The 23,670-nt window shown below is 69.4% G+C and carries 23 protein-coding genes and 1 tRNA gene; 15 read left to right on the plus strand and 9 right to left on the minus strand.

Annotation, left to right across the window (positions count from 1 at the left end):
* Positions 1 to 57: 57 nt before the first annotated feature.
* The 3 genes from ACNI14_RS07695 to ACNI14_RS07705 form a co-directional block, all read right to left on the minus strand.
* A complete protein-coding gene (locus tag ACNI14_RS07695; protein WP_420519397.1) occupies positions 58 to 924 on the minus strand; it encodes a sugar phosphate isomerase/epimerase family protein in 867 nt (288 codons plus the stop codon).
* Positions 921 to 2,039, minus strand: a complete 1,119-nt coding sequence (locus ACNI14_RS07700; RefSeq protein WP_420519398.1) for a Gfo/Idh/MocA family protein — start codon at positions 2,037 to 2,039, stop codon at positions 921 to 923. The genes ACNI14_RS07695 and ACNI14_RS07700 overlap by 4 nt, the downstream gene beginning before the upstream one ends.
* A 357-nt stretch (positions 2,040 to 2,396) precedes the next feature.
* Positions 2,397 to 2,479 (minus strand) — tRNA-Leu (locus ACNI14_RS07705).
* 48 nt (positions 2,480 to 2,527) lie between these two features.
* On the opposite strand from ACNI14_RS07705, the gene ACNI14_RS07710 reads away from it, so the two are divergent.
* The 13 genes from ACNI14_RS07710 (at position 2,528) to ACNI14_RS07770 (ending at position 16,477) form a co-directional block, all read left to right on the plus strand.
* A complete protein-coding gene (locus ACNI14_RS07710) occupies positions 2,528 to 3,235 on the plus strand; it encodes an FHA domain-containing protein (RefSeq protein WP_420519399.1) in 708 nt (235 codons plus the stop codon).
* A 4-nt stretch (positions 3,236 to 3,239) separates the two neighbouring features.
* A complete protein-coding gene (locus ACNI14_RS07715) occupies positions 3,240 to 3,761 on the plus strand; it encodes an FHA domain-containing protein FhaB/FipA (protein WP_420519400.1) in 522 nt (173 codons plus the stop codon).
* Between the two features lies 1 nt (position 3,762).
* Positions 3,763 to 5,076, plus strand: a complete 1,314-nt coding sequence (locus tag ACNI14_RS07720; protein WP_420519401.1) for a protein phosphatase 2C domain-containing protein — start codon at positions 3,763 to 3,765, stop codon at positions 5,074 to 5,076.
* Positions 5,076 to 6,428, plus strand: coding sequence for an FtsW/RodA/SpoVE family cell cycle protein (locus ACNI14_RS07725; RefSeq protein ID WP_420519402.1), 1,353 nt, complete (start codon positions 5,076 to 5,078; stop codon positions 6,426 to 6,428). Before ACNI14_RS07720 ends, ACNI14_RS07725 begins: the two co-directional genes overlap by 1 nt.
* Positions 6,425 to 7,894 (plus strand): peptidoglycan D,D-transpeptidase FtsI family protein, encoded by a 1,470-nt coding sequence (locus ACNI14_RS07730; RefSeq protein WP_420519403.1) that lies wholly within the window; start codon positions 6,425 to 6,427, stop codon positions 7,892 to 7,894. Before ACNI14_RS07725 ends, ACNI14_RS07730 begins: the two co-directional genes overlap by 4 nt.
* Positions 7,891 to 8,919: a serine/threonine-protein kinase gene (locus ACNI14_RS07735; RefSeq protein WP_420519404.1), complete on the plus strand. Its 1,029-nt coding sequence runs from the start codon at positions 7,891 to 7,893 to the stop codon at positions 8,917 to 8,919. Before ACNI14_RS07730 ends, ACNI14_RS07735 begins: the two co-directional genes overlap by 4 nt.
* Before the next feature lie 52 nt (positions 8,920 to 8,971).
* Positions 8,972 to 11,101, plus strand: a complete 2,130-nt coding sequence (gene pknB, locus ACNI14_RS07740; protein ID WP_420519405.1) for a Stk1 family PASTA domain-containing Ser/Thr kinase — start codon at positions 8,972 to 8,974, stop codon at positions 11,099 to 11,101.
* Between the two features lie 177 nt (positions 11,102 to 11,278).
* The gene (locus tag ACNI14_RS07745) at positions 11,279 to 12,352 is read left to right on the plus strand and encodes a polyprenyl synthetase family protein (RefSeq protein ID WP_420519406.1); all 1,074 of its coding nucleotides are present in this window, start codon (positions 11,279 to 11,281) and stop codon (positions 12,350 to 12,352) included.
* Complete coding sequence (locus ACNI14_RS07750; RefSeq protein WP_420519407.1) at positions 12,349 to 13,257, plus strand: phytoene/squalene synthase family protein; 909 nt, start codon at positions 12,349 to 12,351, stop codon at positions 13,255 to 13,257. Before ACNI14_RS07745 ends, ACNI14_RS07750 begins: the two co-directional genes overlap by 4 nt.
* Positions 13,258 to 13,270: 13 nt before the next feature.
* Complete coding sequence (gene crtI / locus ACNI14_RS07755; protein WP_420519408.1) at positions 13,271 to 14,926, plus strand: phytoene desaturase family protein; 1,656 nt, start codon at positions 13,271 to 13,273, stop codon at positions 14,924 to 14,926.
* Positions 14,923 to 15,258, plus strand: coding sequence for a lycopene cyclase domain-containing protein (locus ACNI14_RS07760; RefSeq protein ID WP_420519409.1), 336 nt, complete (start codon positions 14,923 to 14,925; stop codon positions 15,256 to 15,258). Before crtI ends, ACNI14_RS07760 begins: the two co-directional genes overlap by 4 nt.
* Positions 15,258 to 15,602, plus strand: a complete 345-nt coding sequence (locus ACNI14_RS07765) for a lycopene cyclase domain-containing protein (RefSeq protein ID WP_420519434.1) — start codon at positions 15,258 to 15,260, stop codon at positions 15,600 to 15,602. Before ACNI14_RS07760 ends, ACNI14_RS07765 begins: the two co-directional genes overlap by 1 nt.
* A complete protein-coding gene (locus ACNI14_RS07770; protein ID WP_420519410.1) occupies positions 15,599 to 16,477 on the plus strand; it encodes a prenyltransferase in 879 nt (292 codons plus the stop codon). The genes ACNI14_RS07765 and ACNI14_RS07770 overlap by 4 nt, the downstream gene beginning before the upstream one ends.
* A gap of 119 nt (positions 16,478 to 16,596) precedes the next feature.
* On the opposite strand, the gene ACNI14_RS07775 is transcribed toward ACNI14_RS07770, so the two are convergent.
* Genes ACNI14_RS07775 through ACNI14_RS07785 form a run of 3 tightly spaced genes read right to left on the minus strand, consistent with a single transcriptional unit; the run spans position 16,597 to position 18,170 of the window.
* Complete coding sequence (locus ACNI14_RS07775; RefSeq protein ID WP_420519411.1) at positions 16,597 to 17,223, minus strand: aminodeoxychorismate/anthranilate synthase component II; 627 nt, start codon at positions 17,221 to 17,223, stop codon at positions 16,597 to 16,599.
* A complete protein-coding gene (locus tag ACNI14_RS07780; protein ID WP_420519412.1) occupies positions 17,220 to 17,384 on the minus strand; it encodes a hypothetical protein in 165 nt (54 codons plus the stop codon). The genes ACNI14_RS07775 and ACNI14_RS07780 overlap by 4 nt, the downstream gene beginning before the upstream one ends.
* Complete coding sequence (locus tag ACNI14_RS07785; protein WP_420519413.1) at positions 17,385 to 18,170, minus strand: class E sortase; 786 nt, start codon at positions 18,168 to 18,170, stop codon at positions 17,385 to 17,387. It lies immediately after the preceding gene.
* A gap of 117 nt (positions 18,171 to 18,287) precedes the next feature.
* Here ACNI14_RS07785 and ACNI14_RS07790 point away from each other — a divergent pair, with 117 nt between their 5' ends.
* Positions 18,288 to 18,533 (plus strand): cell division protein CrgA, encoded by a 246-nt coding sequence (locus tag ACNI14_RS07790; RefSeq protein ID WP_420519414.1) that lies wholly within the window; start codon positions 18,288 to 18,290, stop codon positions 18,531 to 18,533.
* A 206-nt stretch (positions 18,534 to 18,739) separates the two neighbouring features.
* On the opposite strand, the gene ACNI14_RS07795 is transcribed toward ACNI14_RS07790, so the two are convergent.
* The gene (locus ACNI14_RS07795; RefSeq protein WP_420519415.1) at positions 18,740 to 19,600 is read right to left on the minus strand and encodes a rhomboid family intramembrane serine protease; all 861 of its coding nucleotides are present in this window, start codon (positions 19,598 to 19,600) and stop codon (positions 18,740 to 18,742) included.
* An 11-nt stretch (positions 19,601 to 19,611) separates the two neighbouring features.
* On the minus strand, positions 19,612 to 20,148 hold the full coding sequence (locus ACNI14_RS07800; protein ID WP_420519416.1) for a peptidylprolyl isomerase: 537 nt from the start codon (positions 20,146 to 20,148) through the stop codon (positions 19,612 to 19,614).
* Between the two features lie 90 nt (positions 20,149 to 20,238).
* Here ACNI14_RS07800 and ACNI14_RS07805 point away from each other — a divergent pair, with 90 nt between their 5' ends.
* The gene (locus ACNI14_RS07805) at positions 20,239 to 21,231 is read left to right on the plus strand and encodes a hypothetical protein (RefSeq protein ID WP_420519417.1); all 993 of its coding nucleotides are present in this window, start codon (positions 20,239 to 20,241) and stop codon (positions 21,229 to 21,231) included.
* A gap of 101 nt (positions 21,232 to 21,332) precedes the next feature.
* Here ACNI14_RS07805 and ACNI14_RS07810 read toward each other — a convergent pair whose 3' ends face one another.
* Positions 21,333 to 23,492 carry an MMPL family transporter gene (locus ACNI14_RS07810; protein WP_420519418.1) on the minus strand — a complete coding sequence of 720 codons (2,160 nt, stop codon included), beginning with the start codon at positions 23,490 to 23,492 and terminating at the stop codon, positions 21,333 to 21,335.
* Positions 23,493 to 23,670: the final 178 nt, after the last annotated feature.

Consider the following 23,670-nt stretch of genomic DNA (forward strand, 5'->3'; position numbering starts at 1 on the left):
CGGTCGGTGGGCTTGGTCGCTCCTCGCTCAGCCTCGTTTCGGCGGGTCGGGCCGGGCTCAGTCCGCCCCAGTCGACTGCTGAAGGAACGCAAGCCCCTCGATGGCGAGCTCGTCCTGAGACGCGGCGAGGGGACGCCAAATCGACGCGGCCTTGGCCATCGACTCATTCTCCGCGGTGAACGACTCGATCCCGAGCATGCCGGCGTAGCCGATCTCCCTGAGCGTCGTGAAAACCTCGTCCCACGGCGTGTGGTCACCGCCGGGCGCGCCGCGATCGGACCCGCACACCTGCAGGTGCAGGAGTCGGTCGCCGGCCAGGCGCAGGGCGCCTGCAAACGTCCGCTCCTCGATATTCATGTGGTACGTGTCGAGACCGAGCCCGATCACGTTGGGGTCAAGGTCGCCAATCACGTCAAGCACCTGCTCGGTCGTGTTGAACACGCTCGACTCGTACCGGTTGAGCGGCTCGATCGCCAACTTCACGCCGAGCGGTCCTGCGTGGTCGATGAGCCGGAGGTAGTTGTCGCGCAACTCACCGTTGACCCGGCGGCGGTCGTCGACGTCGAGAGGCCACGCCCGTCCGACCGAGCAGTACGTGGGGCCGATCACCAGCCCGCTGCCTTGCGCGGCGGCGACGTCGATCGCCGAGCGCACGTAGTCCAGGGTGTTCGCCTGGGTCTCGGCGGGCGCCGCGGCCAGCTCGCGGCCAGGAGAGAAGACCGTGCACACCGCCGAGCGCAGGCCCAACTCGGCCATGAGCACGCCGATCCGCTCCACGTCCCAGTCGCCCACCTGGTCCAGGGGTAACTCGACGGCGTCGAAGCCCCAGTCAGCGAGCTGAGGAAGGCGTGCCTCGAGGATCTGCGTGGTCAGCGGCGAGTGCCAGATGAACGTGCTGGCGGCGATCGGCCAGTGGTTCGTCACGCCGCACCGCCCTGGTCCAGGACCGGCAGATCGACGCGCACGCCACCGGCCATCGCCGACTCATGCGCGCAGATGCCGACAGATGTCCAGTTCGCTGCCGTCACCGCGTCGACCACCGACGGGCGCTCCTCGACGATGCTGCGGATGAACTCGTGGGCGAGGTGGGGGTGCGAACCGCCGTGACCGCTGCCCTGCTGGAACGACAGGTGAGCGTGCTCCTCGTCGTACACGCCCTTGGTCGTGTAGCGCTGGATCGGCTCAGGCAGCAGGTGCGCGTAGTCGGGCACCTCGACGTGCTCGGCGTGCTCGCCGGTGAAGAGCACCGGACCGCTGCCGTGAACCTGCTCCCACTCGAAGGACGCGCGGTCGCCATAGACCGAGAAGCTCTCCACGTACTCCCTGGCGGTCTCGAAGAGCGACCGGGTGATCTCCCCGCTGAGTTCAGAGTCGCGCACCTTGACCAGTGCGCTCTCGACCGCGAAGGGCGAGCCGTACTTCGCAGTGAGTTCCGGCGAGATGCGACCGGACCCGAGGCACACGACGTACTCTGCGAGCGCGCCACCGGCCAGCGCCAGCAGCGGGCTGATCGCGTGCGTCGCGTAGTGCATCGGAGGCAGCCCCTCCCAGTAGCCCGGCCACCCCGCCATCTCCTGCTGGTGGGCCCCCCGAAGGAACTGCAGCCGCCCGATCTTCCCGGATCGCACCAGGTCCTGCACGTAGAGGAACTCACGGGAGAAGACGGTGGTCTCCATCATCATGTAGTTCTTGCCCGACTCCCGGGATGCGTCGACGATCGCACGGCACTCCTCGAGCGTCGTGGCCATCGGCACCGTGCAGGCGACGTGCTTGCCTGCCCGCAGCGCGGCAATCGACTGTTCGGCGTGGTTCGGGATCGGCGTGTTGATGTGAACCGCGTCGATCTCCGGGTCGGCAATCAGGTCCTCGAAGCTCGTGAACCGCTGCTCGATGCCGAACGCGTCACCGATGCGCCCCAGGGACTCCTCGTTGCGTTGGCAAATCGCGGACATCACCGCATCGGGATGGTCGCGATAGATGGGAATGAACTCAGCCCCAAAGCCCAGACCTGCGATACCCACCCGCACCGGTTGCGTCACGACTGCCTCCTCCGTAGTCAAGAACCTGTGGCTCGACGACCGGGCAGCTGCCGGCGGCTCCTCATCGAGCTTCGCCCCGCCAGCGTAGCCCGCCCCTCCGCTGTGATGGCGCACCACACCGCCCGCCTCCGGGGCCACGCCACGCGCCGACGCCGGGAAGGACCGCTGAGGGTAGAAGTGACCCACTCAACCAACTTTGGGACAGACCGGAACGGCCATCGGGGCCGGACTGTGCTGGCGCGAGAACGTCGGAGCATTGCCGGCGACACGCCTGTCCATGCGGACACCTGACACGCCCGGGCAGGAACGACGAAGGCCCCCGCACCGGATCAACCGGTGAAGGGGCCTTCGTTGTAGTGCGCGAGGGGGGATTTGAACCCCCACGCCCTTTCGGACACTGGCACCTGAAGCCAGCGCGTCTGCCGTTCCGCCACTCGCGCGCGACGAGCAACTTTAGCATGGGGCTAGCGACCTATACGATTCAAGGCATGGGAGTCCTGGATCGCTTCGAGAAGGGCGTCGAGAACGTCGTCCACGGCGCGTTCGCCAAGACCTTCAAGTCCGGCGTGAAGCCGGTGGAGCTCGCGAGCGCGGTGCGCCGCCAGTGCGACGCGCGCGCCGCCGCAGTGGACCGCAATCGCACGGTGGCGCCCAACGAGTACTCGATCGCGCTGAGCCCGGCGGATCACGAGACCATCGAGGCCTGGGGCGCCGATGCGCTCTCCCACGAGCTCGAGGATTCCCTCCGTGACCACGCGGAGCGCCAGCGCTACAGCTTCGTGGGCGCAGTCAGCGTGGAGTTCACGGAGGACGAGTCCCTGTCGACCGGTCGCCTCGCGGTCACCAGCCGCACCACGCGCGGCCCGGTCGCGCCCGCCTCCGCTCACGATCACCACTCGCGTGACCCGCTGCTCGACATCGACGGCGACAGGTATCACCTCACGGGAGAGATGACCGTGGTGGGGCGCGGCTCAGAGTCTGACATCGTGGTCGATGACACCGGCGTGTCCCGCCAGCACTGCCGGTTCGAGGTGACGGACCAGGGCACGATCCTCACAGACCTGGGATCCACGAACGGCACCCTCGTCGAGGGCCAGCGCATCAATGAGGTGACGCTTCTCGACGGCAACGCCATCACCGTGGGCCGCACCACGATCATGTACTGGGATGGCCTCCCGGTGGACGAGGACGTGTAGCGGCATGAGCGAACTCTCGATCACTCTGCTGCGGTTCGGCTTTCTCATCCTGCTGTGGGCGCTGGTGCTGACGGCGATCGGCGTGCTGCGAGCCGACCTGTACGGCACCCGCGTCACTTCCCGCGGCCGCGGCCGCGCGGTGAGGCGCGGCGGCGAGAATCGCGCGGCCAAGGTCGCCGCACCGTCGCGCTCGAACACGGGCGTGCGCACCGGCTCGATCTCCACGAGGGACGATGCGGTCGCCCACTTGGCGGTCACGGCTGGGGCGCTCAAGGGCACCACGATTCCGCTCGGATCGGCGCCGATCCTGATCGGCCGGTCTCCCACGTGCACCCTGGTGATCGACGACGACTACTGCTCCGCACGGCACTGCCGCGTGTTCCCCGAGTCGGAGGGGTGGATGGTGGAGGACCTCGGCTCCACCAACGGCACGTTCCTCGACAACCAGCGAGTCGACGACCCCATGCCCTTCAAGCGCGGAGACAAGCTGCGGCTCGGCGGCACCACTCTCGAGCTGAGGTCCTGACGTGTTCCTCGGTCTCCACTTCGCCGCGCGCTCCGACGTAGGCCTGATCCGGTCCAACAACCAGGACTCTGCCTACGCGGGCCCGCACCTGCTGGTGGTGGCCGATGGAATGGGCGGCGCGGCAGGCGGGGACATCGCCTCGTCGATCGCCGTAGGACGGCTCGCCGCGCTCGATGGCGAGTCTCACGGCCCGGACGACGCTCTCGATGAGCTGAAGTCCGCGATCGCGGACGCTCACGCGGAGATCGTCGATCGCGCCCACAACGATCCCGAGCTGTCCGGCCTCGGGACCACCGTCACCGCGCTGCTGCGCGCCGGCTCCACGCTGTGCATGGCTCACATCGGCGACTCGCGGGCGTACCTTCTACGGGACGAGTCCCTCGACCAGGTCACGACCGACCACAGCTTCGTTCAGCACCTCGTGGACACGGGCCGCTTGAGCGCGGCGGACGCGGAGCACCATCCCAAGCGGTCGATGCTGCTGCGTGTCCTCGGGGACGTCGACGCCGACGTCCCCGTCGACATTTCTGTGCGCGAGACCCGGGCCGGGGATCGCTGGATGCTGTGCTCGGACGGACTGTCGGGGGTCGTGAGCCGCGACACCCTGCGCAAGACCCTTCTCGAGGTGACCGACCCCGCCGACTGCGCGGATGAGCTCGTGTCGCTCGCGCTCTCCGCCGGGGCGCCGGACAACATCACCTGCGTCGTCGCGGACGTGGTCGACATCGACGCCTCGCCCGACGGGGTGGGTCCGCCCACTGCGTCGCAGATCGTCGGCTCCGCGGCCCGGGACCGCCATCGCCCGTCGGCCGCGGGCCGCTCGGCCGCGGGAAAGGCCGCGCGGTTGTCGACCCCGGACGAGGTCGACGACGACGAGGAGCCCTCCCGAGCCTCTCAGCTGTGGAGCCGCGCGCGTCCGTGGCTGCTTCCCATCGCCGCCCTGCTGGTGGTGATCGGCGCCGCCTGGGGCGCGTACGCGTGGACGCAGACCCAGTACTACGTGGGGGCCGCAGGCGACGACGTCGCGATCTACCGGGGGATCCCTGAGCACCTGCCCGTGGTCCCACTCCACACTCTCGTCGAGCGCACGGACATCGCTCTCGAGGACCTCGCCCCGTATCAGCAGACGCGCATCGACGACACGATCCGGGCGGACACGCTCGACGGCGCGCGGGCGATCGTGCTGGCGCTCGAAGCCAACCTGCCCACCCCAGTGCCGCAGGCCCCTCCGTCGCCGACGCCTGAGGCCTCGCCGACGCCGGAGCCCACCGCGTCGCCCGACACCACCGCCGCGGCCATGGAAGACGGGACCTAGTGGCCACCGTCTCCGAGCTCCAGGTCCGCACGGGACGGCGTGCCGAGCTCGTGCTGCTCGGCCTGTCGTGGGCGATCGTCGTGCTGGCGCGCGCGCTCGTCGACTATCACGCCGACTATCTGGAGCTCGGGCCGCTCGGCATCTATGCGGGTGGGGCAGCCCTGCTCATGCTGGGAAGCCACCTGATCCTCAGGCGCTACGCCCCGTCCGCGGACCCGGTGCTCCTGCCTGCGGTGATCGCAATCAACGGCGTCGGCCTCGCGATGATCCGCCGCGTCGACTTCGCGTACGCCCAGTACCGGGGACGGGAGACGGACTTCGGGGACGCGCAGATCGGCTGGACGGCTGCCGGAATCCTGCTCGCCATGGTCGTGGTGTTCGTGATTCGCGACCATCGACTGCTGCGTCGCTTCACCTACACCGCCGGGGTCGTGGGGCTGGCGCTGTACCTGCTGCCTCTGGTTCCGGGTCTTGGCGTCACGATCAACGGTGCACGCATCTGGATCGACGTCTTCGGCCGCTCGCTGCAGCCCGGCGAATTCGCCAAGATCGCGATGGTGGTGTTCTTCGCGGGCTATCTCGTCACCAACCGCGACACGCTTGCCTTGGCGGGCCCGCGATTCCTGGGGCTCCGGTTCCCACGGCCGCGAGACATGGGTCCGCTGCTCCTGGTGTGGGTGGCCGCGCTCATGCTCATGGTGTACCAGCGCGACCTCGGGGCGTCCCTGCTGTTCTTCGGCATCTTCCTGGGGCTGCTCTACGTCGCGACCCAGCGGATCAGCTGGGTGGTGACGGGGGTGGCGATGTTCGGCGTCGGAGCCGTGCTCGCCGGGGCCGTCTTCCCTCACGTCCGCGCCCGCTATGACGCATGGCTCAATGCGCTCGACCCGCAGCTGTACTCCTCGGGCACCTCCGAGCAGCTCGTGCGCGGGCTGTTCGGCATGGCCTCGGGGGGCCTGTTCGGCACCGGGCTGGGCGAGGGGCGTCCCGACCTGGTGCCCTACGCCGAGTCGGACTTCATCATCGCTTCACTCGGTGAGGAGATGGGGCTGACCGGGCTGATGGCGATCCTCGCGCTCTACCTGATCCTCGTGCAGCGCGCCTTCCGCACCTCGATCGGCGTGCGCGACGGCTTCGGCAAGCTGGTCGCCGGAGGCCTGGGCTTCGCGCTCGCGCTGCAGGTGTTCATCGTCGTCGGCGGCGTGACCCGGGTGATCCCGCTGACGGGGCTCACGACTCCGTGGCTCGCGTACGGTGGTTCTTCAATGCTGGCCAACTGGATCATCGTGGGCCTGCTGCTGCGCATCTCTGACCAGGCCCGCCGCTCCGCCGCGGAGGTGAGCCTCAAGTGAACGAGCCCGCCCGCAGGCTGTCCGTCGTGGTTCTGATCCTGTTCCTTGCGCTCATGGGCGCCGCATCCTACATCCAGGTCCTGGGCGCCGAAGACCTGAACCAGGATCCGCGCAACGTCCGCACCCTCTATCGCGAGTACGGCAACTTCCGCGGACCCATCGTCGTGGACGGCGAGGCCGTGGTGTGGTCGGAGCCCATCGACGACCCGTTCAACTATCAGCGCAGCTACGCACAGGGATCGCTGTACTCCGCTGCGACCGGCTTCTATTCGATCGTGTATGGCCGCAGCGGCCTCGAGCAGACGGAGAACGCGCTGCTGAACGGCTCGGCCGATGCGCTGTTCTGGACGCGAGTGGGCAACCTTTTCGCGGGTGAGCAGCAGCAGGGAGCCTCCGTCGAGACCACGCTCTCGTCGGGCCTTCAGCGGGTCGCGGCGGAGTCGCTCGGCGACCAGCGCGGCGCGGTCGTCGCGATGGATCCCCAGACGGGCGAGGTGCTCGCCATGGTGACCAGCCCCACGTACGACCCCTCCCTGCTCGCCAGCCACGACACCCGCACGGTGAACGAGAACTACGCCGAGCTGCTGGCCCGCGAGGACGGCCCGCTGATCAACCGCGCGATCGCCGGCGACACGTACCCACCCGGGTCGACGTTCAAGCTCGTGGTCGCCGCCGCGGCTCTCGAGGGCGGCTACACCCCGGACACGGAACTGTACGCACCCAGGGAGCTCGAGCTCCCGCAGTCGAGCTCCACGATCGGCAACTACGGAGACGTCGAATGCGCAAGCGACGAGCGGCTGCCGCTGTCGGACGCGCTGCGGATCAGCTGCAACACGGCGTTCGCGGACCTCGGCATGTCGCTCGGGTGGGGAGTGCTCGAGCGCAAGGCGCGCGACTTCGGCTGGGACGAGCCACTCCAGATTCCGCTGCCCGTCACCGCCTCGCGGCTGCCCGAGTCCCCCGACGAGGCTCAGACAGCGATGAGCGCGATCGGCCAGTACGACATGCGCTCGACGCCCCTGCAGATGGCCATGGTCGCCTCCGCCATCGCGAACGACGGGGTGCTCATGCGGCCGTACCTGGTCGACGCCGTGCGTGCATCCGACCTCACCGTGGTGTCCGACACCGAACCGGAGGAGTATCGCCAGTCGATGACGTCCCAGGACGCCTCCGATCTCACTCAGATGATGGTTGGCACCGTCGCCGACGGGACCGGCCGGGCGGCGCGCATCGACGGGGTCGAGGTGGCGGGCAAGACCGGCACGTCGGAGACCGGCCGAGACACCCCGCCCCACGCGTGGTTCGTGGGCTTCGCGCCGGCACAGGACCCCGCCATCGCCATCGCCGTCATCGTGGAGGAGGGCGGCGCGACCGGCTCGGGCGCCACCGGGGGATCGGTCGCCGCACCGATCGCACGCTCGGTGATGGAACGGGCCATCGCACTCGACGCCGAGGGGGAGCTATGACCATCCATTCCGGCACGACCCTCGGAGGCCGCTACGTGCTGCGGTCGCTGCTCGCCGTGGGCGGCATGGGCGAGGTGTGGCGCGCCGAGGACACGGAACTGGACCGGCCGGTCGCGGTCAAGGTCCTCAAGGACTCCGCCTCCGCGAACGAGACGTTCCTCAAGCGCTTCGAGAACGAGGCCCGCAACGCCGCGGGCCTCACTCACCCGAACATCGCCCAGGTCCTGGACTACGGCGACCAGGACGGCACCGCCTACTTGGTCATGGAGCTCGTCGAGGGAGAGCCGTTGTCCGCGATCCTGGAGCGCGAGGTCACGCTCGAGGAGCCGCGGCTCGCTCACATCCTCATCGAGACGTGCCTGGGTCTCCAGGTCGCGCACGATGCGGGCGTCATGCACCGCGACATCAAGCCGGGAAACCTGCTGGTCGCCGAGGGCGACTCCGTCAAGATCACCGACTTCGGGGTGTCGCGCGCCACCGGCCAGACCACCCTCACGCAGACCGGAATGGTGATGGGCACTGCCCAGTATCTGGCGCCCGAACTGGCGCTGGGCAAGCCGGCGACCCCCGCATCGGACGTCTACGCGCTGGGAATCATCGCGTTCGAGGCGGTGGTGGGCAAGCGGCCCTTCACCGCCTCCTCCGCCGTGGACATCGCGATCGCCCACGTGAACGAGATGGTGCCCCACTTGCCGGCCAGCGTGTCCGAGGATCTCGCCCAGATCATCAACGATGTGCTCGAGAAGAATCCGCGCAAGCGCCTGCGCACGCCACAGGCGCTCGTCGAGAGGCTGCGGTCAGCGCACCTGAACGAGCACCACGCCGCGGGCGGCGCCGCTATCCTCGAGGCCGGCGGGGCCACGAGCCAGAACGTCGACCAAGGGGGCGCGACTTCCCCCCGATCACCGAGCACGGGAGGGGAGCGCACACGCGGGCGCACCTCACGCACGATGCCGCCCAGCATCGCGCCCACCGAGCACAGGCCGCGCCCGGACGTGCAGCCCAAGCGGGATTCCAACCGATGAGTGCGACAATGTCACCCGAAAGCGGTGCGGAACGTAGGAGACTGACGGACAGATGAACGACGACGCGAACATGCTTGCGGGACGATACGAGGTCGGGGACCTCATCGGCCGTGGCGGCATGGCCGAGGTTCACATCGGCTACGACACCCGCCTGGGCCGCACGGTCGCCATCAAGATCCTGCGCGCCGACCTGGCGCGCGACCCGTCCTTCCAGACCCGGTTCCGCCGCGAGGCACAGTCCGCGGCCGGGCTCAACCACCCCTCGATCGTCGCCGTCTACGACACCGGCGAGGACCACATCCCCGGTGCGACCGGCAACCCGCAGGCCGTGCCCTTCATCGTGATGGAGTACGTCGAGGGTCACACGGTCCGCGACATCCTGAAGGGCGATGTCGCGGCGCCGATCGACGAGGCCGTCGAGATCGCCTCCGGCGTGCTCACCGCTCTCGACTACGCGCACCACGCAGGGCTCGTCCACCGCGACATCAAGCCCGCGAACGTGATGCTCACCCCCACCGGCGCGGTCAAGGTGATGGACTTCGGCATCGCCCGCGCGCTCGCGGACGCCGGCAACACGATGACCCAGACCCAGGCCGTGGTGGGCACCGCCCAGTACCTGTCGCCCGAGCAGGCCAGGGGCGAGACCGTGGACGCCCGCTCCGACCTCTACTCTGCGGGATGCCTGCTGTTCGAACTGCTCACCGGGCGCCCACCGTTCATCGGCGATTCACCCGTGTCGGTCGCCTACCAGCACGTGCGCGAAGAGGCCCCCAAGCCATCCGACTTCGCCTCGGACGTGCCCTCCGCCCTGGACCAGGTCGTCCTGCGCGCCCTCGCGAAGAACCGCGACCACCGCTACGCGACCGCTCAGGAGTTCCTGGGCGACCTGCGCGCCGTGATGGGCGGCGGCCAGGTCAGTCCCTCCACCGGCGCGATCGCCGTCGGCGCCGCTGCGTTCGGCGCGGGCGCCGCCGCGGGGATGAGCCCCGACGAGATCGAGGACCAGCCGACCCAGGCCATGCCTGCCCAGCAGTCCGGGCCGCCCACCGACGCCACCCAGGTCATGCCGGCCGATGCCGCATCGCCGTGGGCCGCCGTCGGCGCCGGCGGCGCGGGCGGCTACGGCGGCGGCTCGGTGCCACCACCGCAGCCCGCCACGGTCGCCGTGAGCGATGAGCAGGAACTCGACGACGCTGACGACTCCCGTCGCCGCAAGATCATCCTGTGGACCTCCCTGGGTCTTGCCGCGCTCATCGCGATCATCCTCATGATCTGGCTGTTCAACCGCGACTCGGAGCCCGAGATCGTGGAGGTCGCCGTGCCCGACGTCGTCGAGATGACGGAGGAGCAGGCGCTCGCCGAGCTCGACGAGGTGGGGCTCGTGGGCGAAGTGACCCCCGAGGCCTCCACCGATGTCGACGAGGGCCTGGTCATCAGCACCGACCCCGCCGCCGACGTGATGGTCGAGGAGGGTACGACCGTCGCCGTCGTGGTCTCCGCAGGACCCGATGTCGTGACGGTTCCCAGCGTGCGCGCACTGCAACAGGAAGAGGCCATCCGTGATCTGGAGGACGCGGGGCTCGAGGTGTCACAGGTCGAGCAGGACGACGACCCGGACATCGAGGAGGGCCGTGCGACCAAGACCGATCCCGCCGAGGGCGAGGAAGTCTCCGCGGGCGAATCCGTCATCCTGTACGTCTCGAGCGGCATGGTCGAGCTCCCCGACCTGGAGGGCATGAGCGAGGACGAGGCGCGGGCCGTACTGAATGAACTGGGGCTGATCCCCGACACCACGGACGTGGAGGACGAGTCCGTCGAGTCCGGAACCGTCCTCTCCCAGAGCCCCGGCGAGGGGCGCGTTCCGCAGCGTTCGACCGTCAACATCGAGGTCGCGGTCGCGCCGTCGACGGTTGCGGTGCCCGACGTGACCGGGCGGTCCCAGGCGGACGCCGAGCGCGAGCTCGGCACGCAGGACCTGAACTTCGCGTACGACTCCGAGCAGTTCTCCGACGACATTCCCCAAGGCTCCGTGATCTCCCAGAACCCCAACGGGGGCACGCAGGTCGCGCCGGGCACCGAGGTGCGCCTGGTGCTCTCGCGGGGACCCGAGCCGGACGACGAGCCGGAGCCCGAGCCGGAGCCGACGGCAACCATGGGCTTGGGTTTGGGCTTGGGCTCATGACAGTGACCAGCTCCCAGGACGCGCCATGATGGCGACGGCCGATGCGCGGGCCGAGTCCGCGCATCGGGCGCCCGCCTGCGCCTCGCGGGCCGCGCGCATGTCCCCTGGTCGCGAGCGCCGCGACGGCCGGGAATGTTCCGGGCTTTGCCAAACGTTGACTGGGGCATCATGTCACCGGTGCTGACCATAGATGGCCTGCGTTCGTTCGTGGATGCGCGCCTTCCCCATGTCCACGAGGCCCTCGATTCTCACGTCGGGACCGCCGCGACGGAGTTGCCGGTGGCCGGCCCCGACTACGCACGCCTGTGGGAGACCATCGGCGAGCAGTTCTCCGGGGGCAAGAACCTGCGACCGTCCCTGACGCTCGCCTCCTACGCAGGCCTCGGCGGCGACGATGCCGACGCGGTGGTGCCCGTCGCCGCGGCGATGGAGATGCTGCACACCGCGATGCTGGTGCACGACGACATCCTGGACCACGACGAGGTGCGCCGGGGACGGCCCAACCTGGCGGGCTGTCGGCGGGCGGACCTCGCGGACCGCGGTCTTCCCGCGGAGCAGGTGGACAACCACGTGCTGTCTGCGGCGCTGCTGGGCGGGGACCTCGCGATCTCGAGCGCCTACGACCTGATCTCCCGCACTCAGCTGCCGGCTCACCACCGCATCGCGTGCCTGGACCTCATCACCCGTGCCGTCCGAGCGACCATCGCCGGCGAACTCCTGGACATGTACGGCGACCTCACGCCGGTCGCGGAGGCGGACGCCCTGCGCGTCGCTGAGCTCAAGACCGCGACCTATTCGTTCGTCGTGCCGCTGCTCGCGGGCGCCCAGCTCGCCGGCGCGGACCCCACGATGGTGTCGCACCTCGAACGCATCGGCACGGGGCTGGGACTGAGCTTCCAGCTCGCCGACGACGACCTTGGGGTGTTCGGCGACCCCTCCGAGACGGGCAAGTCGAATCTGTCCGACCTGCGTTCCGGCAAGCGCACCGAACTGGTGCGGCTCGCCTTCGTCGCCGCCACGCCTGAACAGCTCACCGTGCTGGAGCGCCACCTCGGCGACCCCGACCTCACCGAGGACGACGCCGACCGGCTGCGCGAGATCCTCGTCGAGACCGGCGCGCGCAAGCGCGCGACCGCGGTGTCTCGCCGGCACGCGCGCGATGCCGCAAGGGTGGCGCGCGAGCGCGTTCCAGCCCCGCTCAGCGGCTACCTCGTCGACCTCGTCGAGGCGCTTGACGGACGGTCGTCGTGACCTCGGCCAGGCGCCGCCTTCACCACGACAACCAGACGTCGATGGAGCTGTACGACAAGGCAGCCCAGTCCGCGGCGGCCCAGATCATCGTGCACTACTCGACCTCCTTCGGGGTCGGCGCGCGGATGCTGTCCCCGGCGCATCGGCGCCACATCGAGTCGGTGTACGCGATGGTGCGCATCGCGGACGAGATCGTCGACACGTATCAGGGTGAGGACGCCGGGGAGCTGCTCGACGCGTTCGAGGCCGAGGTCTGGCGCGCGATGGACGGCGGGTTCTCCACCAACGTGGTCGCGCACGCCTTCGGCGCCACCGCGCGCGCCGTCGGGATCACCCGGGAGCAGACGGACCCCTTCTTCGCGTCCATGCGCATGGACCTCGAGCGCACCGTCCACGACGACGAGTCCTTCGCGGCGTACGTGTTCGGCTCTGCCGAGGTCGTGGGCGAGATGTGCCTGGCGATCTTCATCAACTCGTCGTCGGGCCCACGCCCCCTCGACCCGGACCTGCGGGCCGGCGCCCGGAGGCTCGGCTCTGCGTACCAGAAGGTCAACTTTCTGCGCGATCTCGGCTCGGACGAGGACCGGCTCGGACGGTCCTACTTCCCAGGGGTGACGTCGCACACGCTCACCGACGCCGACGTGGCCGCCTTGGTCGCTGACTGCCGTGCCGACATCGGCGCGGCCCAGGCGTGCCTTCCGGGCCTGCCTCGACGCGCCGCCGCCGCGGTCAGCACGACCATCGACATCTACGCACGACTGCTGGACGAGATCGAGACGACCCCTGCGGATGCGCTCACCGGGTCGCGCGTCAGGGTCTCGAACGGCACCAAGCTCTACCTGGCGGTGCGCAACTCGTGCCCGTGGACCGCACCTCGCCGCAAGGCCGGGGGCGGCACTGAATGAACGGCGGTGTGAAGTGAGCGGTCCTGTCATCGTGATCGGTGGCGGCGTGGGCGGTCTCGCGACCGCCGCCCTGCTGGCGCGTGGGGGCGCCGACGTCACCCTCGTCGAGCGCCACGAGCAGGTGGGCGGCCGCGCCGGCAGGCTCGAGGTGGACGGATACACCTTCGACACCGGCCCCTCCTGGTACCTGATGCCCGAGGCGTTCGAGCACTTCTTCGCGCTGCTGGGGCGCCGCGTCGAGGACGAGCTCGACCTCGTCGACCTCGACCCGCGGTACCGGGTGTTCTTCGAGAGGGACGACGCCCCGCTCGCCGACGTCCTCGAGGTCACGGCCTCCAAGGAGACCAACCGCGAGAGGTTCGACGCGATGTCCCCCGGCGACGGAGCGGCGATCGACGAGTACGCCGACGAGTCCACGGATCTGTACCGCCTGGCCCTCGACCGGTTCCTGTACACGACGTTCGAGCGACCGCTGTCCGTCGCCGACCGGGCGCTCGTGCCCAAGCTCGCGTCGCTCGCCCCCCTCCTCACGCAGTCGCTGGGCAAGCGCATCGCTCGTCGGGTCACCGATCCGCGGCTGCGCCAGCTCCTGGGATTCCACGCGGTGTTCCTGGGATCCTCGCCGGACCGGGTGCCGTCGCTGTTCTCCCTCATGAGCCACCTCGACCTGCGGGACGGTGTGCGCTACCCCAAGGGCGGCCTCTACGCCGTGATCGAGGCGCTCGAGCGGGTAGCGGTCGCCGAGGGCGTGAAGATCCGCACCGGCGCCGATGTCTCCCAGATCGTCGTCGACGATGGGCGGGCCACCGGTGTGCGCCTCGCCTCGGGCGAGTTGCTGACGGCCGATGCGGTGGTCTCCGCCGCGGACATGCACCACACCGAGACGGAGCTGCTGGCACCCGAGCACCAGTCGCGGCCCGAGAAGTCGTGGCGCAAGGTGCGCCCAGGCGTGAGCGCGCTGCTGGTGATGGCCGGGGTCGAGGGCGAGCTCCCCGAGATCGCTCACCACTCGCTGTTCTTCACCAAGGACTGGGACGCGAACTTCCGCGCGATCATGACCGGCGGCAGCGTTCCCCACCCCGCCTCGGTCTATGTCGCGCGCACCACGGCGACCGACCCGTCCACGGCTCCTGCTGGACACGAGAACCTGGTGATGCTGGTGCCGTTCCCGGCCGAGCCGTCTCTGGGCGCGACCGACGAGTCCAGGGCCGCGATGGAGCAGCACGCGCAGCGGTATCTGGACCAGGTGGGTGCGTGGGCCGGCGTGCCCGACCTGCGGTCACGGTCGACCATCAAGGCGATCCTGACGCCGGCGCACTTCGCCGAGTCCCTCTCCGCCTTCAGAGGCGGTGCCCTTGGTCTCGAGCACACGCTCATGCAGTCCGCGATGTTCAGGCCCAAGAACGTATCCAGCAAGGTGTCTCACTTGCTTTACGCGGGCGCCTCCACCGCGCCGGGCATCGGCGTGCCGATCTGCCTGATCTCGGCGGAGCTCGTCGCCAAGCGCCTGCTGGGCGAGACCTCCCCACGGCCGCTCAACACTCCGCTGCCGGCCGGCTACCTCTCGCGGTCCCGCAAGCGCGGCCCGCTCGGAGACCTCGCCCGCGCTCTCGGCGCCAAGCCCACGGCCGCATCGGCCGCCGACCCGTCCGAGCGGGCGGCGCCGTGACCGCATGGCTCTACCTCGCTGCGCTGTCGGTGAGCCTGCTGGGCTTAGGCACGCTGGACTGGAGGTACCGGCTCGCCCTGTTCGCCGATGCCCGCCGCACCGCCCTGACCCTCGCATCGGCCGTCGTGCTGTTCTTGCTGTGGGACCTCGTCGGGGTGGGGCTGGGGATCTTCTTCAGGGGAGACGCCCCCTACATGACCGGGCTGGTCATCGCGCCCGAGGTGCCGGTCGAGGAGGTCCTCTTCCTCACGCTGCTGACCTACCAGACCCTGCTGCTGTGGAGGGCGTTCTCGCGCCGCACGCGTCGCGAAGCCGGGGGTGAGCGGGCGTGATGACTTATGTCGCGCTGTCCGTGGCGGTGCTCGCGGTGCTCACGGTCGCGACGCTCCCCCTGCTCCGCCGGCTCCCGCGCCGGCCGCTGCTTCTCACTCTGGTGGTGTTGCTGGTGCTCACCGTGGTGTTCGACAACATCATCGTGGGGGTGGGGCTCGTCGCCTATGACGAGTCCCTCATCAGCGGCGTGCGCATGCCGATCGCTCCGGTCGAGGACCTCGCCTACGCGATCGCCTCCGTCATGATCGTGCCGGTGCTGTGGCTGGTGTTCGGCGGTCGACGGTCTCGCGACGGCTCCGCGAACGACGGCGACGGCGACGGCGACGGCGACGGCAAGCCATGATCACGGCGATAGTGAGGGCCTCCCGCCCCATCAGCTGGATCAACACCGCCTTCCCGTTCGCCGCGGCGTACCTTCTGGCCGTCCGCGAGATCGACGCCGTGCTGATCGTGGGAACGCTGTTCTTCCTGATTCCGTACAACCTGCTCATGTATGGCATCAACGACGTGTTCGACTACGAGTCGGACCTCGCCAACCCTCGCAAGGGCGGCGTCGAGGGTGACGTGATCCGCGACCGTGCCGCCGCCGCTCGGATCCACCGCGGCATCCTGTGGGCGAGCGCGCTCACCACCCTGCCTCCGGCGATCTGGCTCGCGCTGCAGGGAGGAGTCGCGGCGGCCGTCACGCTCGCGCTCGTGCTGTTCGGGGTGGTCGCGTACTCCGCCCCGGGACTGCGCTTCAAGGAACGGCCGTTCCTCGACTCGCTGACCTCGGCTCTGCACTTCGTGGGCCCGCTGCTGTACGCGCTCGTGATCGCCGGCGTCTCCCTCACTGACGCGGGCGTGTGGCCCATCTGGGCCTCGTTCATCGCGTGGGGCATGGCGAGTCACGCGTTCGGCGCGGTGCAGGACGTGAGGGCGGATCGCGAGGGCGGCATCGGCTCCGTCGCCACCGTCATGGGTGCCCGGACGACAGCCCGGCTGTCCCTCCTGCTGTACGTGGCCGCATCCGCGCTGCTGCTGGCGTTGCCGTGGCCCGGGCTGCTGGCCGCCGTGCTGCCGCTCGCCTACGCGGTGTCGGTCGCGCGGTTCTGGAACGTCACCGATTCGACGTGCGAGGAGGCGAACCGCGGCTGGCGCACGTTCCTGTGGCTCAACCAGCCCGTCGGGTTCCTCGTGACGATGCTGCTGATCGTGGTGTGGAACGGCTGGCTCTGACGCCAGGCGCGGCGACCTTCCTCACGTACGCGGCGCCCATCCATGAGTGGCGAAGGCGCACACGCACCCTCCTCACTGATGAAGCGGCGAACGTACGTGGCGACGGGCGGGACCGAAGCCTATTCGCGCACGAGCGGGGACAGCCCCGCGGACCGTCCCTCCGCATCGGGCATGCCGCACACCTCGAGCCAGTTGGCGAGCAGGCGGTGGCCGCCCACCGTCAGCACCGACTCGGGGTGGAACTGCACGCCGTGCAGAGGCAGGTCGCGGTGCTTGAGGCCCATGATGATGCCGCTGTCGGTGCGCGCCGTGACCTCGAGCTCGTCCGCGACGGTCCCGGTCTCCACGGCCAGCGAGTGGTAGCGGGTGGCGGTGAACGGCGACGCGAGGCCGGTGAGGACCGAGCCGCCCTCGTGCACCACGTCGGAGGTCTTGCCGTGCATCAGCTCGGGCGCGTGCGACACGACGCCGCCGTAGACCTCGGCGAGCGCCTGATGACCCAGGCAGATGCCCAGCATGGGCGTTCCCGTGCGCGCGCAGTCGCGGATCACGTCGTTGGACGCCCCCGCATTGGCGGGAGTGCCGGGACCAGGCGACACCAGGACGCCGTCGTAGTCCTCGATCGCGCCGGCGTCGGCCACCGCGTCGTTGCGCACCACGACGGTCTCCGCGCCCATCTGGCGCAGGTACCCGACGATCGTGTAGACGAACGAGTCGTAGTTGTCGATCACCAGAATGCGCGTCATGTCTCTCCCACCGTCGTCTCCTGGATCTCCAGGTATTCGGACACCCACGGAAACACGTACTCGAACAAAACGAACACCAGGGCGACGAGCAGCACCAGCAGGATCAGCGCGCGCACCAGCGCGGGACCAGGCAGGGCGTTCCAGATCGCAGTCGAGATCACTTACCTCGCCTCCAAAAGTTCCTCGGGCACACCGTGCCCGGTGGGCGCCCAGTAGTCCAGCCGCCCGTGCACGATCCACCGCTCCGCCGCGGAGAAGCGCGGGTGGCACGTGGTGAGGGTGATGTAGCGGTCATCGGGCTCGACGCCGGGTTCACCGGGCATGGGCGCGATCACCTGCACGTCCCGCGGCAGCACGATGTCGTACGACTCGACGGTGTAGACGAACCACGTGTCCTCGGTCTGCACGATCAGGGAGTCGCCCTCCTCCAACGTGTCGATGTCGGTGAACGGCTTGCCGTAGGTGGTGCGGTGAGCGGAGATCGCGAAGTTGCCCATCTCTCCCGGCAGCGCGGTGTCCGGGTAGTGGCCGATGCCCAGGGGGTCGAGCACATCGGCTCGCGTGACGCCCTCGTGGATCATCTTGACGTAGTCCTCGCCCCAGCGCGGCACCATGAAAGCCGCGAGCGCCTCGGTGAACTCCGGGTACGCCAGCTCGGGCGGGTCAACGCCGCGCATCTTGAGGTCGTCGGGAATCGTCTCCGGCCCGGTCGCCTCACCAGCGGTCACTCCGCCCACCACGTCGGGGCTCACCCACTCGGTCTCCTCGACCTCCTCGCGCTGGGCCCGCTCGCCCTGCACGTCGGTGTAGAACAGCTGCCACACCACGAACAGCGCCAGCAGCACGCCTGCCCCGATGAGCAGCTCGCCAAGGATCCCGAGGGGGCTCAAGCGCCGCCGCCGGGGTCGCGCATGAGCGACTGGACGGGTGTAGGTGTCGGTCGTCATGATGCGTCAAGCGTACGCGAGCGCGCGCGCCGACTGTGGACCGCTCCAGCTCTGGGTACGCTAGTAGCCATTCATGCCCGCACGCCGCGGGCCGCACCACAGCATCGGAGAAGCACCGTGGCCCTCTCGAAGAAGCGCGAAAGCAACATCTACAAGAAGCCCCATGACGTGGACAAGCCGCAGAGCGACAATCCTCGCTGGCTGCTGCCCACCGCGATCACCCTGCTCATCCTGGGCCCGGTGTGGATCGTCACGTACTACATCTCGCGCGCCGAGCTTCCGTTGCCGATCGGCGACTGGAACCTGGCCGTCGGATTCGTGTTCATGGCGGCGGCGATGCTGCTGCTCACCCGCTGGAAGTAGCACCCGAGCCCTCCGCGGCCCCAAAGTGACACCCATGTAGTTTTCCCCCGCTGTGGACAAAGCTGGGGACAACTACACCGGTGTGATTCACCAGGGCACCGGGTGCGGCCGTCGTCTGGGTCGGTGCGGCCGATGCGCGGGCCGGCTTTTGCGCCATCGCGCCATAGCACCGCCTCGCAGCGGCGAAGGGGCGGTGCGGCGCAGGCTCAGCCGGTGGGCCGGTTCTTGGCGCGTTGGGCGCGCTCCCGGCTGTCCACGCCGCGGAACATCGCCAGCATGACGACGGCGCCGACGATGGCACCGCCCAGGTGACCCTGCCACGACAGCCCTGAGAAGAACGCGAGCGCGGGGACGAACTCCGCGATGAGCGGTCCGCCGATGAAGATCGCGGCGATCACCAGCACCGACTGGTACGGCAGCCGCAGGCGCCTGAGGACGATCCCGTACGACGCGAGCAGCCCGAAGATCGCTCCCGAGGCGCCGCCGTGCACTCCGGAATCGGCGAGCAGGATGACCCCCACCGAAGAGCCGATCAGCGACGCAGCGTACAGTCCGATGAAGCGCAGTCGCCCCATCGCCGGCTCGAGCGCCGTGCCGAGCTGGAACAGCGCGAACATGTTCATCGCGATGTGGAAGAAGCCGAAGTGGACGAACCCGGCGGTGATCCACCGGTACCAGTCGTCGCCGAGGCCGACGCACTGTGGATCGGCGGCCGCGGCGCAGTAGAGGTCGAGCTCCGCCGTGTACCCCGGAATGAGCCCCAGGGCATAGTCCCATCGCGCGCCGATCAGCAGCGGCGCGAGCAGGAACACCGCGACGTTGAGCCCCATGAGCACGTACGTGACCAGGGGCGGTCCCGTCGCCGCCGTGAAGCCCAGCCGCGAGCGCACCGGCCGAACGTGAGACCTCGCCTCGGCGAGGCAGTCCACGCACAGCACGCCCACCGCCGCCGGCCGCTGACACTCCGGGCACGCCGGGCGCTCGCAGCGCTGGCAGCGGACGTAGGAGACGCGGTCCGGGTGGCGGGGACAGGTGGGCTCGGCCGATGCGTCCGGCGGCTGGGACACGCGGGCGCGCCTTAGGAGACGGTGACGGCCGTGATCATGACGTCCTCGAGCGGGCGGTCGCGGCCATCCGTGGCGGTCGCACCGATCTTGTCGACCACCGCGCGGGACTCGTCGTCGACGACCTTGCCGAAGATGGTGTGAGCCTGGTTGAGGTGCGGAGTCTGGCCGAGCGTGATGAAGAACTGCGAACCGTTGGTGCCCGAGGGCTTGCCCGTGATCGGGTTGGTGCGCTTGCCGGCGTTGGCCATCGCGAGCAGGTAGGGCTCGGAGAACTGGTTGTTCGCGTGGATCTCGTCGTCGAACGTGTAACCCGGGCCGCCGGTGCCGGTGCCCTCGGGGCACCCGCCCTGGATCATGAAGCCCTCGATCACGCGGTGGAATACCAGCCCGTTGTAGAACGGCTCGGTGCTGGGCTTGCCGGTCTCGGGGTCCGTCCACTCCTTCTCGCCCGTGGCGAGGCCGACGAAGTTCTTGACGGTGGTGGGGGCGTCGTTCGGCATCAGTTCGATGCGGATGTTGCCTTCAGTGGTCTCAAGAGTTGCGATCATGAGGACTATTCTCGCATGCCCCTCGCGTTACCCATATGGAAGTGACAATATGGGGGATCAGCACACCCCTGCTAACTGGAGGCATCTCAAGTGGCACGCAAGAAGAATCCCATCGAACATCTCGACGTGGACCAGTACCGCGCGCAGGCTCAAGAGGCCGCCGCGCAGGCCAAGGTCGCGGCCGAGCAGGCATCGAAGTCCGCCAAGGAGGCGGCGAAGAAGGCTCAGAAGTGGGCCGGTCCGCAGTATGACAAGGCCGTCGACTGGGCCGCTCCCCAGGTCGGCAAGGCCAAGGATTGGGCCAAGCCCCACGCTCAGAAGGCCTACCACGAGGGCGCTCGCAAGGCTGAGCCGTACGTGCGCAAGGCCGGCGACAAGGCCGCTCATTGGGCGGATGTGGCACACGCCGCCGTGGTGAGCGCCGCGATCCCCGCTGCGCTCAACGCGGTCGAGAACGCCGCGCACGAGGACGAGAAGCGGAGCTGGGGACGCGTGCTGATCCCCATCGCCCTCGTCGGCGCGGCCACCGCCGCCGTCGTCGTGTGGGCGCGTCGCGACCCGGGCCGCGACCAGTGGGCAGGCGAGGACGAGGAGTGGGAGCTCTCGGGCGACGGCGACTTCAAGCGCCAGGTCCGCGACAACGTCAACAAGGCGACCGATGCCGCAGTGGAGGCCGCCAAGAAGGCCGCCGAGGCCGCGGCGTCCGCCGCCAGCGCGGTCAAGGACCAGGCCGGACCCACCGTGGACAAGGTCAAGGAGCAGGCGAGCCCCACCGCGGATCGCCTGCGCGAGACCGCCGTCGAGCAGAGCAAGAAGATCGCCGAGCAGGCCGAGGCGAGCGTGCACAAGGTGCGCGACTCGGCGAACTCGGAGGTCAAGCGCGTGCGGGCGTCCGTGGATGAGGCGCGCGACCGTGCCACCGCGGCGGCCGAGAGCACCATCGATGACGCGGAGGACGTGTGGGAGGACGCCAGCACCGGCGAGACCCCCGCTCAGAAGGTGGAGAACGCCGCGAAGTCAGCCAACAAGAAGGCGACTCCCGCCAAGAGCACCAAGAAGTCGGGCGGCAGCACCTCGAAGTAGCGCCGTCCCACCACGAAGGCCCCGGTCAAGCGACCGGGGCCTTCGTGCGTCACGGGGAGGATCAAGCAGTGCTTCGCGTCACGGCTTCCCCGCGGGCCTGACTAGGAAACGCCGGCGGGGCTCCGTTCGCGGTCCACGCGGTGATCATCGCGCGCCCGGCCCCGCCCCGGCCGCCACCAGTTCCACTCGCCGAGCAGCGTCATGGTCGCAGGCAGGAGCAGTCCGCGGATCAGTGTCACGTCGATGGCGATCGCGACGATCATGCCGATGCCCACCTCCTTCATGGCGGTGAGCGAGCTCATCGCGAAGGCGAGGAACACGATGCTGATCGCCACAGCCGCCATGGTGACCACCGGGCCGGTGGCGGTGATGCCACGGAGCACCGCGATCCTGTTCGCTTCGCGTGGTGTGAGGGAGCGATCACGCGCCCGCCACTCCTCATGGATGCGCGACAGCAGGAAGACCTCGTAGTCCATGGACAGCCCGAAGGCGAGCAGCCCGATGAACAGCGGGGTGGTCACGTCCAGCGCGCCCCACGGTTCGACCCCGAGCAGCGAGGCGAACCATCCCCACTGGAAGATCGCCACGAGCACCCCGAGCGTCGCGAAGATGGTCAACGCGTTGAGGATCAGCGCCTTGATGGGCACCACCACCGACCGGGTGAGTGCGAACAGCAGCGCGAACGTGGACAGCAGCACCAGGCCGAGCGCCATGGGCAGGCGCTGTGTCAGGTGATCCTGAGAATCCACCACCTCGGCCGCCGGCCCGCCGACGGAGAAGTCGACCTCGGCGTCGAGCGCCCGGATGTCGCGGACGAGCTGCTGCGCCCCGGCCCCGGTCGAGGCGCCCTCCGGGGTGAACTCGGCCACGGTCACGTCGTTCGGGAGATCCGGGACGGCACGTGCGTCCTCGACCCCGTCCAACTCATAGATGCGGTCGAGCAGTTCCGTCACGCCGGCCTGATCCACCGGAGCGTCGATGAGGACCGTGGCAGGCTCGACGCCGAGGTCGGCGAACCCTGTCGTGATGGCCTCATATGCCCGGCGTTCCTCACTGCCGTGGGGCAGCGAATGGATGTCGGAGCTGCCCAGGGTCAACGAGCCGATCGGAGCGGCGACGACGAGCAGCAGCCCTGCCGTGGCGGTGGCGACGAGCCCGGGACGGGCCTGAGAGGCGCGTGCCAGCCGGGCCAGCAGGGTGACGCGCTCGGTGCGAGCCGGACGGGACCACGGCCGCGACCAGGTGCGCACGCCGGCAGCGGGCACGTGGCGGTGAACGAGCATGAGCATGGCGGGGACGAACGTCAGACCGGTCGCGGTGGCCACCACCACGGCGATCGCACCCCCGACGGCCATGCCGCTCAAGAGTGGGTCGCCGAGCACGAGCATGCCCGCGAGAGCGATGCAGACAGCAAGGCCCGAGACGAGCACAGCGCGGCCCGCGCGCGCCGCTGCGCGCGTCACGTGCGTCCCTGGGTCCGATGCAGGACTGGCCTCTCGCTCTTCGCGGAACCTGGCGATGACGAGCAGGCTGTAGTCCACGGCGAGACCGAGTCCTAGGATCGTGACCACATTGACCGCGAACTCGTTCACGTCGACCACGTTCACGAGACCACGGAGCAGCAGCAGCGATCCGCAGATGGCAATCAGCGCGGTGAGAATGGGGATCGATCCGATCCGGAAGCCGCCGAGCACCATCACGAGCAGCACGAGCAGCACCGCGATCGCCACCCCTTCGCCGATCGCGGTGTCCTGAATCGCGCGCTGGACGAAGGCCTCCTGGCTCAACAGCTCTCCGCCGACCAGCACGTCTGGAGCCGGGAGTTCGCGGAGGATGGCGCCGACGTCCCGTGCCGCGGTGAGCGCCTCGTCCTCGCTCAGCGCCGCGTCGAGCTCGACGGAGACGAGGGAGCTGCGAGCGTCGTCTCCGATGAGCCCCCCAGCGGTGTAGGCGTCGGTCACCTCCACCACACCCGGCACTGCCCGCACGCGGTCCATGACTGCGGGCGCGCCGTCGACGAGCTCTGGGGCGAAGAAGTCCCGTCCCGCAATGACGGCCGTCACCACTTCCCCCTGGGGGTCGAGCACGTCGAGCGCGTCGCTGACGGCTACCGACTCGGTGCCTGCGGGCGAATCCTGCAGATCCACCGCCTCATCGAACACCGCGCCGCCGATCACGGCGCCGGCCACTGCGACCAGACCCCACAGCGCCACGACGATGCGCGGCCACGTGGCGACTGCTGCTCCGAGTCGGTCGAGCATTGAGACACGCTCCTTGGGTGCGGTGGTGAGAGGCGGACGCGCCCTTGGGACGAGAGGCTATCCCGCGCTCACGTCCCCGGTGTCACCAACCTCATGAGCCGCAACAACTGGCGACCCACGGGGGGTGCTCCACGACGCAGTCGGGCCCCGGCTCTCCTCGAGAGGAGGACCGGGGCCC

The sequence above is a fragment of the Demequina pilifera genome (genome assembly GCF_048814985.1).
Taxonomy (GTDB): Bacteria; Actinomycetota; Actinomycetes; order Actinomycetales; family Demequinaceae; genus Demequina.

Bases quoted from the DNA above. Each gene is read 5' to 3' on its own strand.
- ACNI14_RS07710 (WP_420519399.1), top strand. From the start codon at position 2,528: ATGGGAGTCCTGGATCGCTTCGAGAAGGGCGTCGAGAACGTCGTCCAC.
- ACNI14_RS07715 (WP_420519400.1), top strand. From the start codon at position 3,240: ATGAGCGAACTCTCGATCACTCTGCTGCGGTTCGGCTTTCTCATCCTG.
- ACNI14_RS07735 (WP_420519404.1), top strand. From the start codon at position 7,891: ATGACCATCCATTCCGGCACGACCCTCGGAGGCCGCTACGTGCTGCGG.
- pknB (WP_420519405.1), top strand. From the start codon at position 8,972: ATGAACGACGACGCGAACATGCTTGCGGGACGATACGAGGTCGGGGAC.
- ACNI14_RS07765 (WP_420519434.1), top strand. From the start codon at position 15,258: ATGACTTATGTCGCGCTGTCCGTGGCGGTGCTCGCGGTGCTCACGGTC.
- ACNI14_RS07770 (WP_420519410.1), top strand. From the start codon at position 15,599: ATGATCACGGCGATAGTGAGGGCCTCCCGCCCCATCAGCTGGATCAAC.
- ACNI14_RS07775 (WP_420519411.1), bottom strand. From the start codon at position 17,223: ATGACGCGCATTCTGGTGATCGACAACTACGACTCGTTCGTCTACACG.
- ACNI14_RS07785 (WP_420519413.1), bottom strand. From the start codon at position 18,170: ATGACGACCGACACCTACACCCGTCCAGTCGCTCATGCGCGACCCCGG.
- ACNI14_RS07800 (WP_420519416.1), bottom strand. From the start codon at position 20,148: ATGATCGCAACTCTTGAGACCACTGAAGGCAACATCCGCATCGAACTG.
- ACNI14_RS07810 (WP_420519418.1), bottom strand. From the start codon at position 23,492: ATGCTCGACCGACTCGGAGCAGCAGTCGCCACGTGGCCGCGCATCGTC.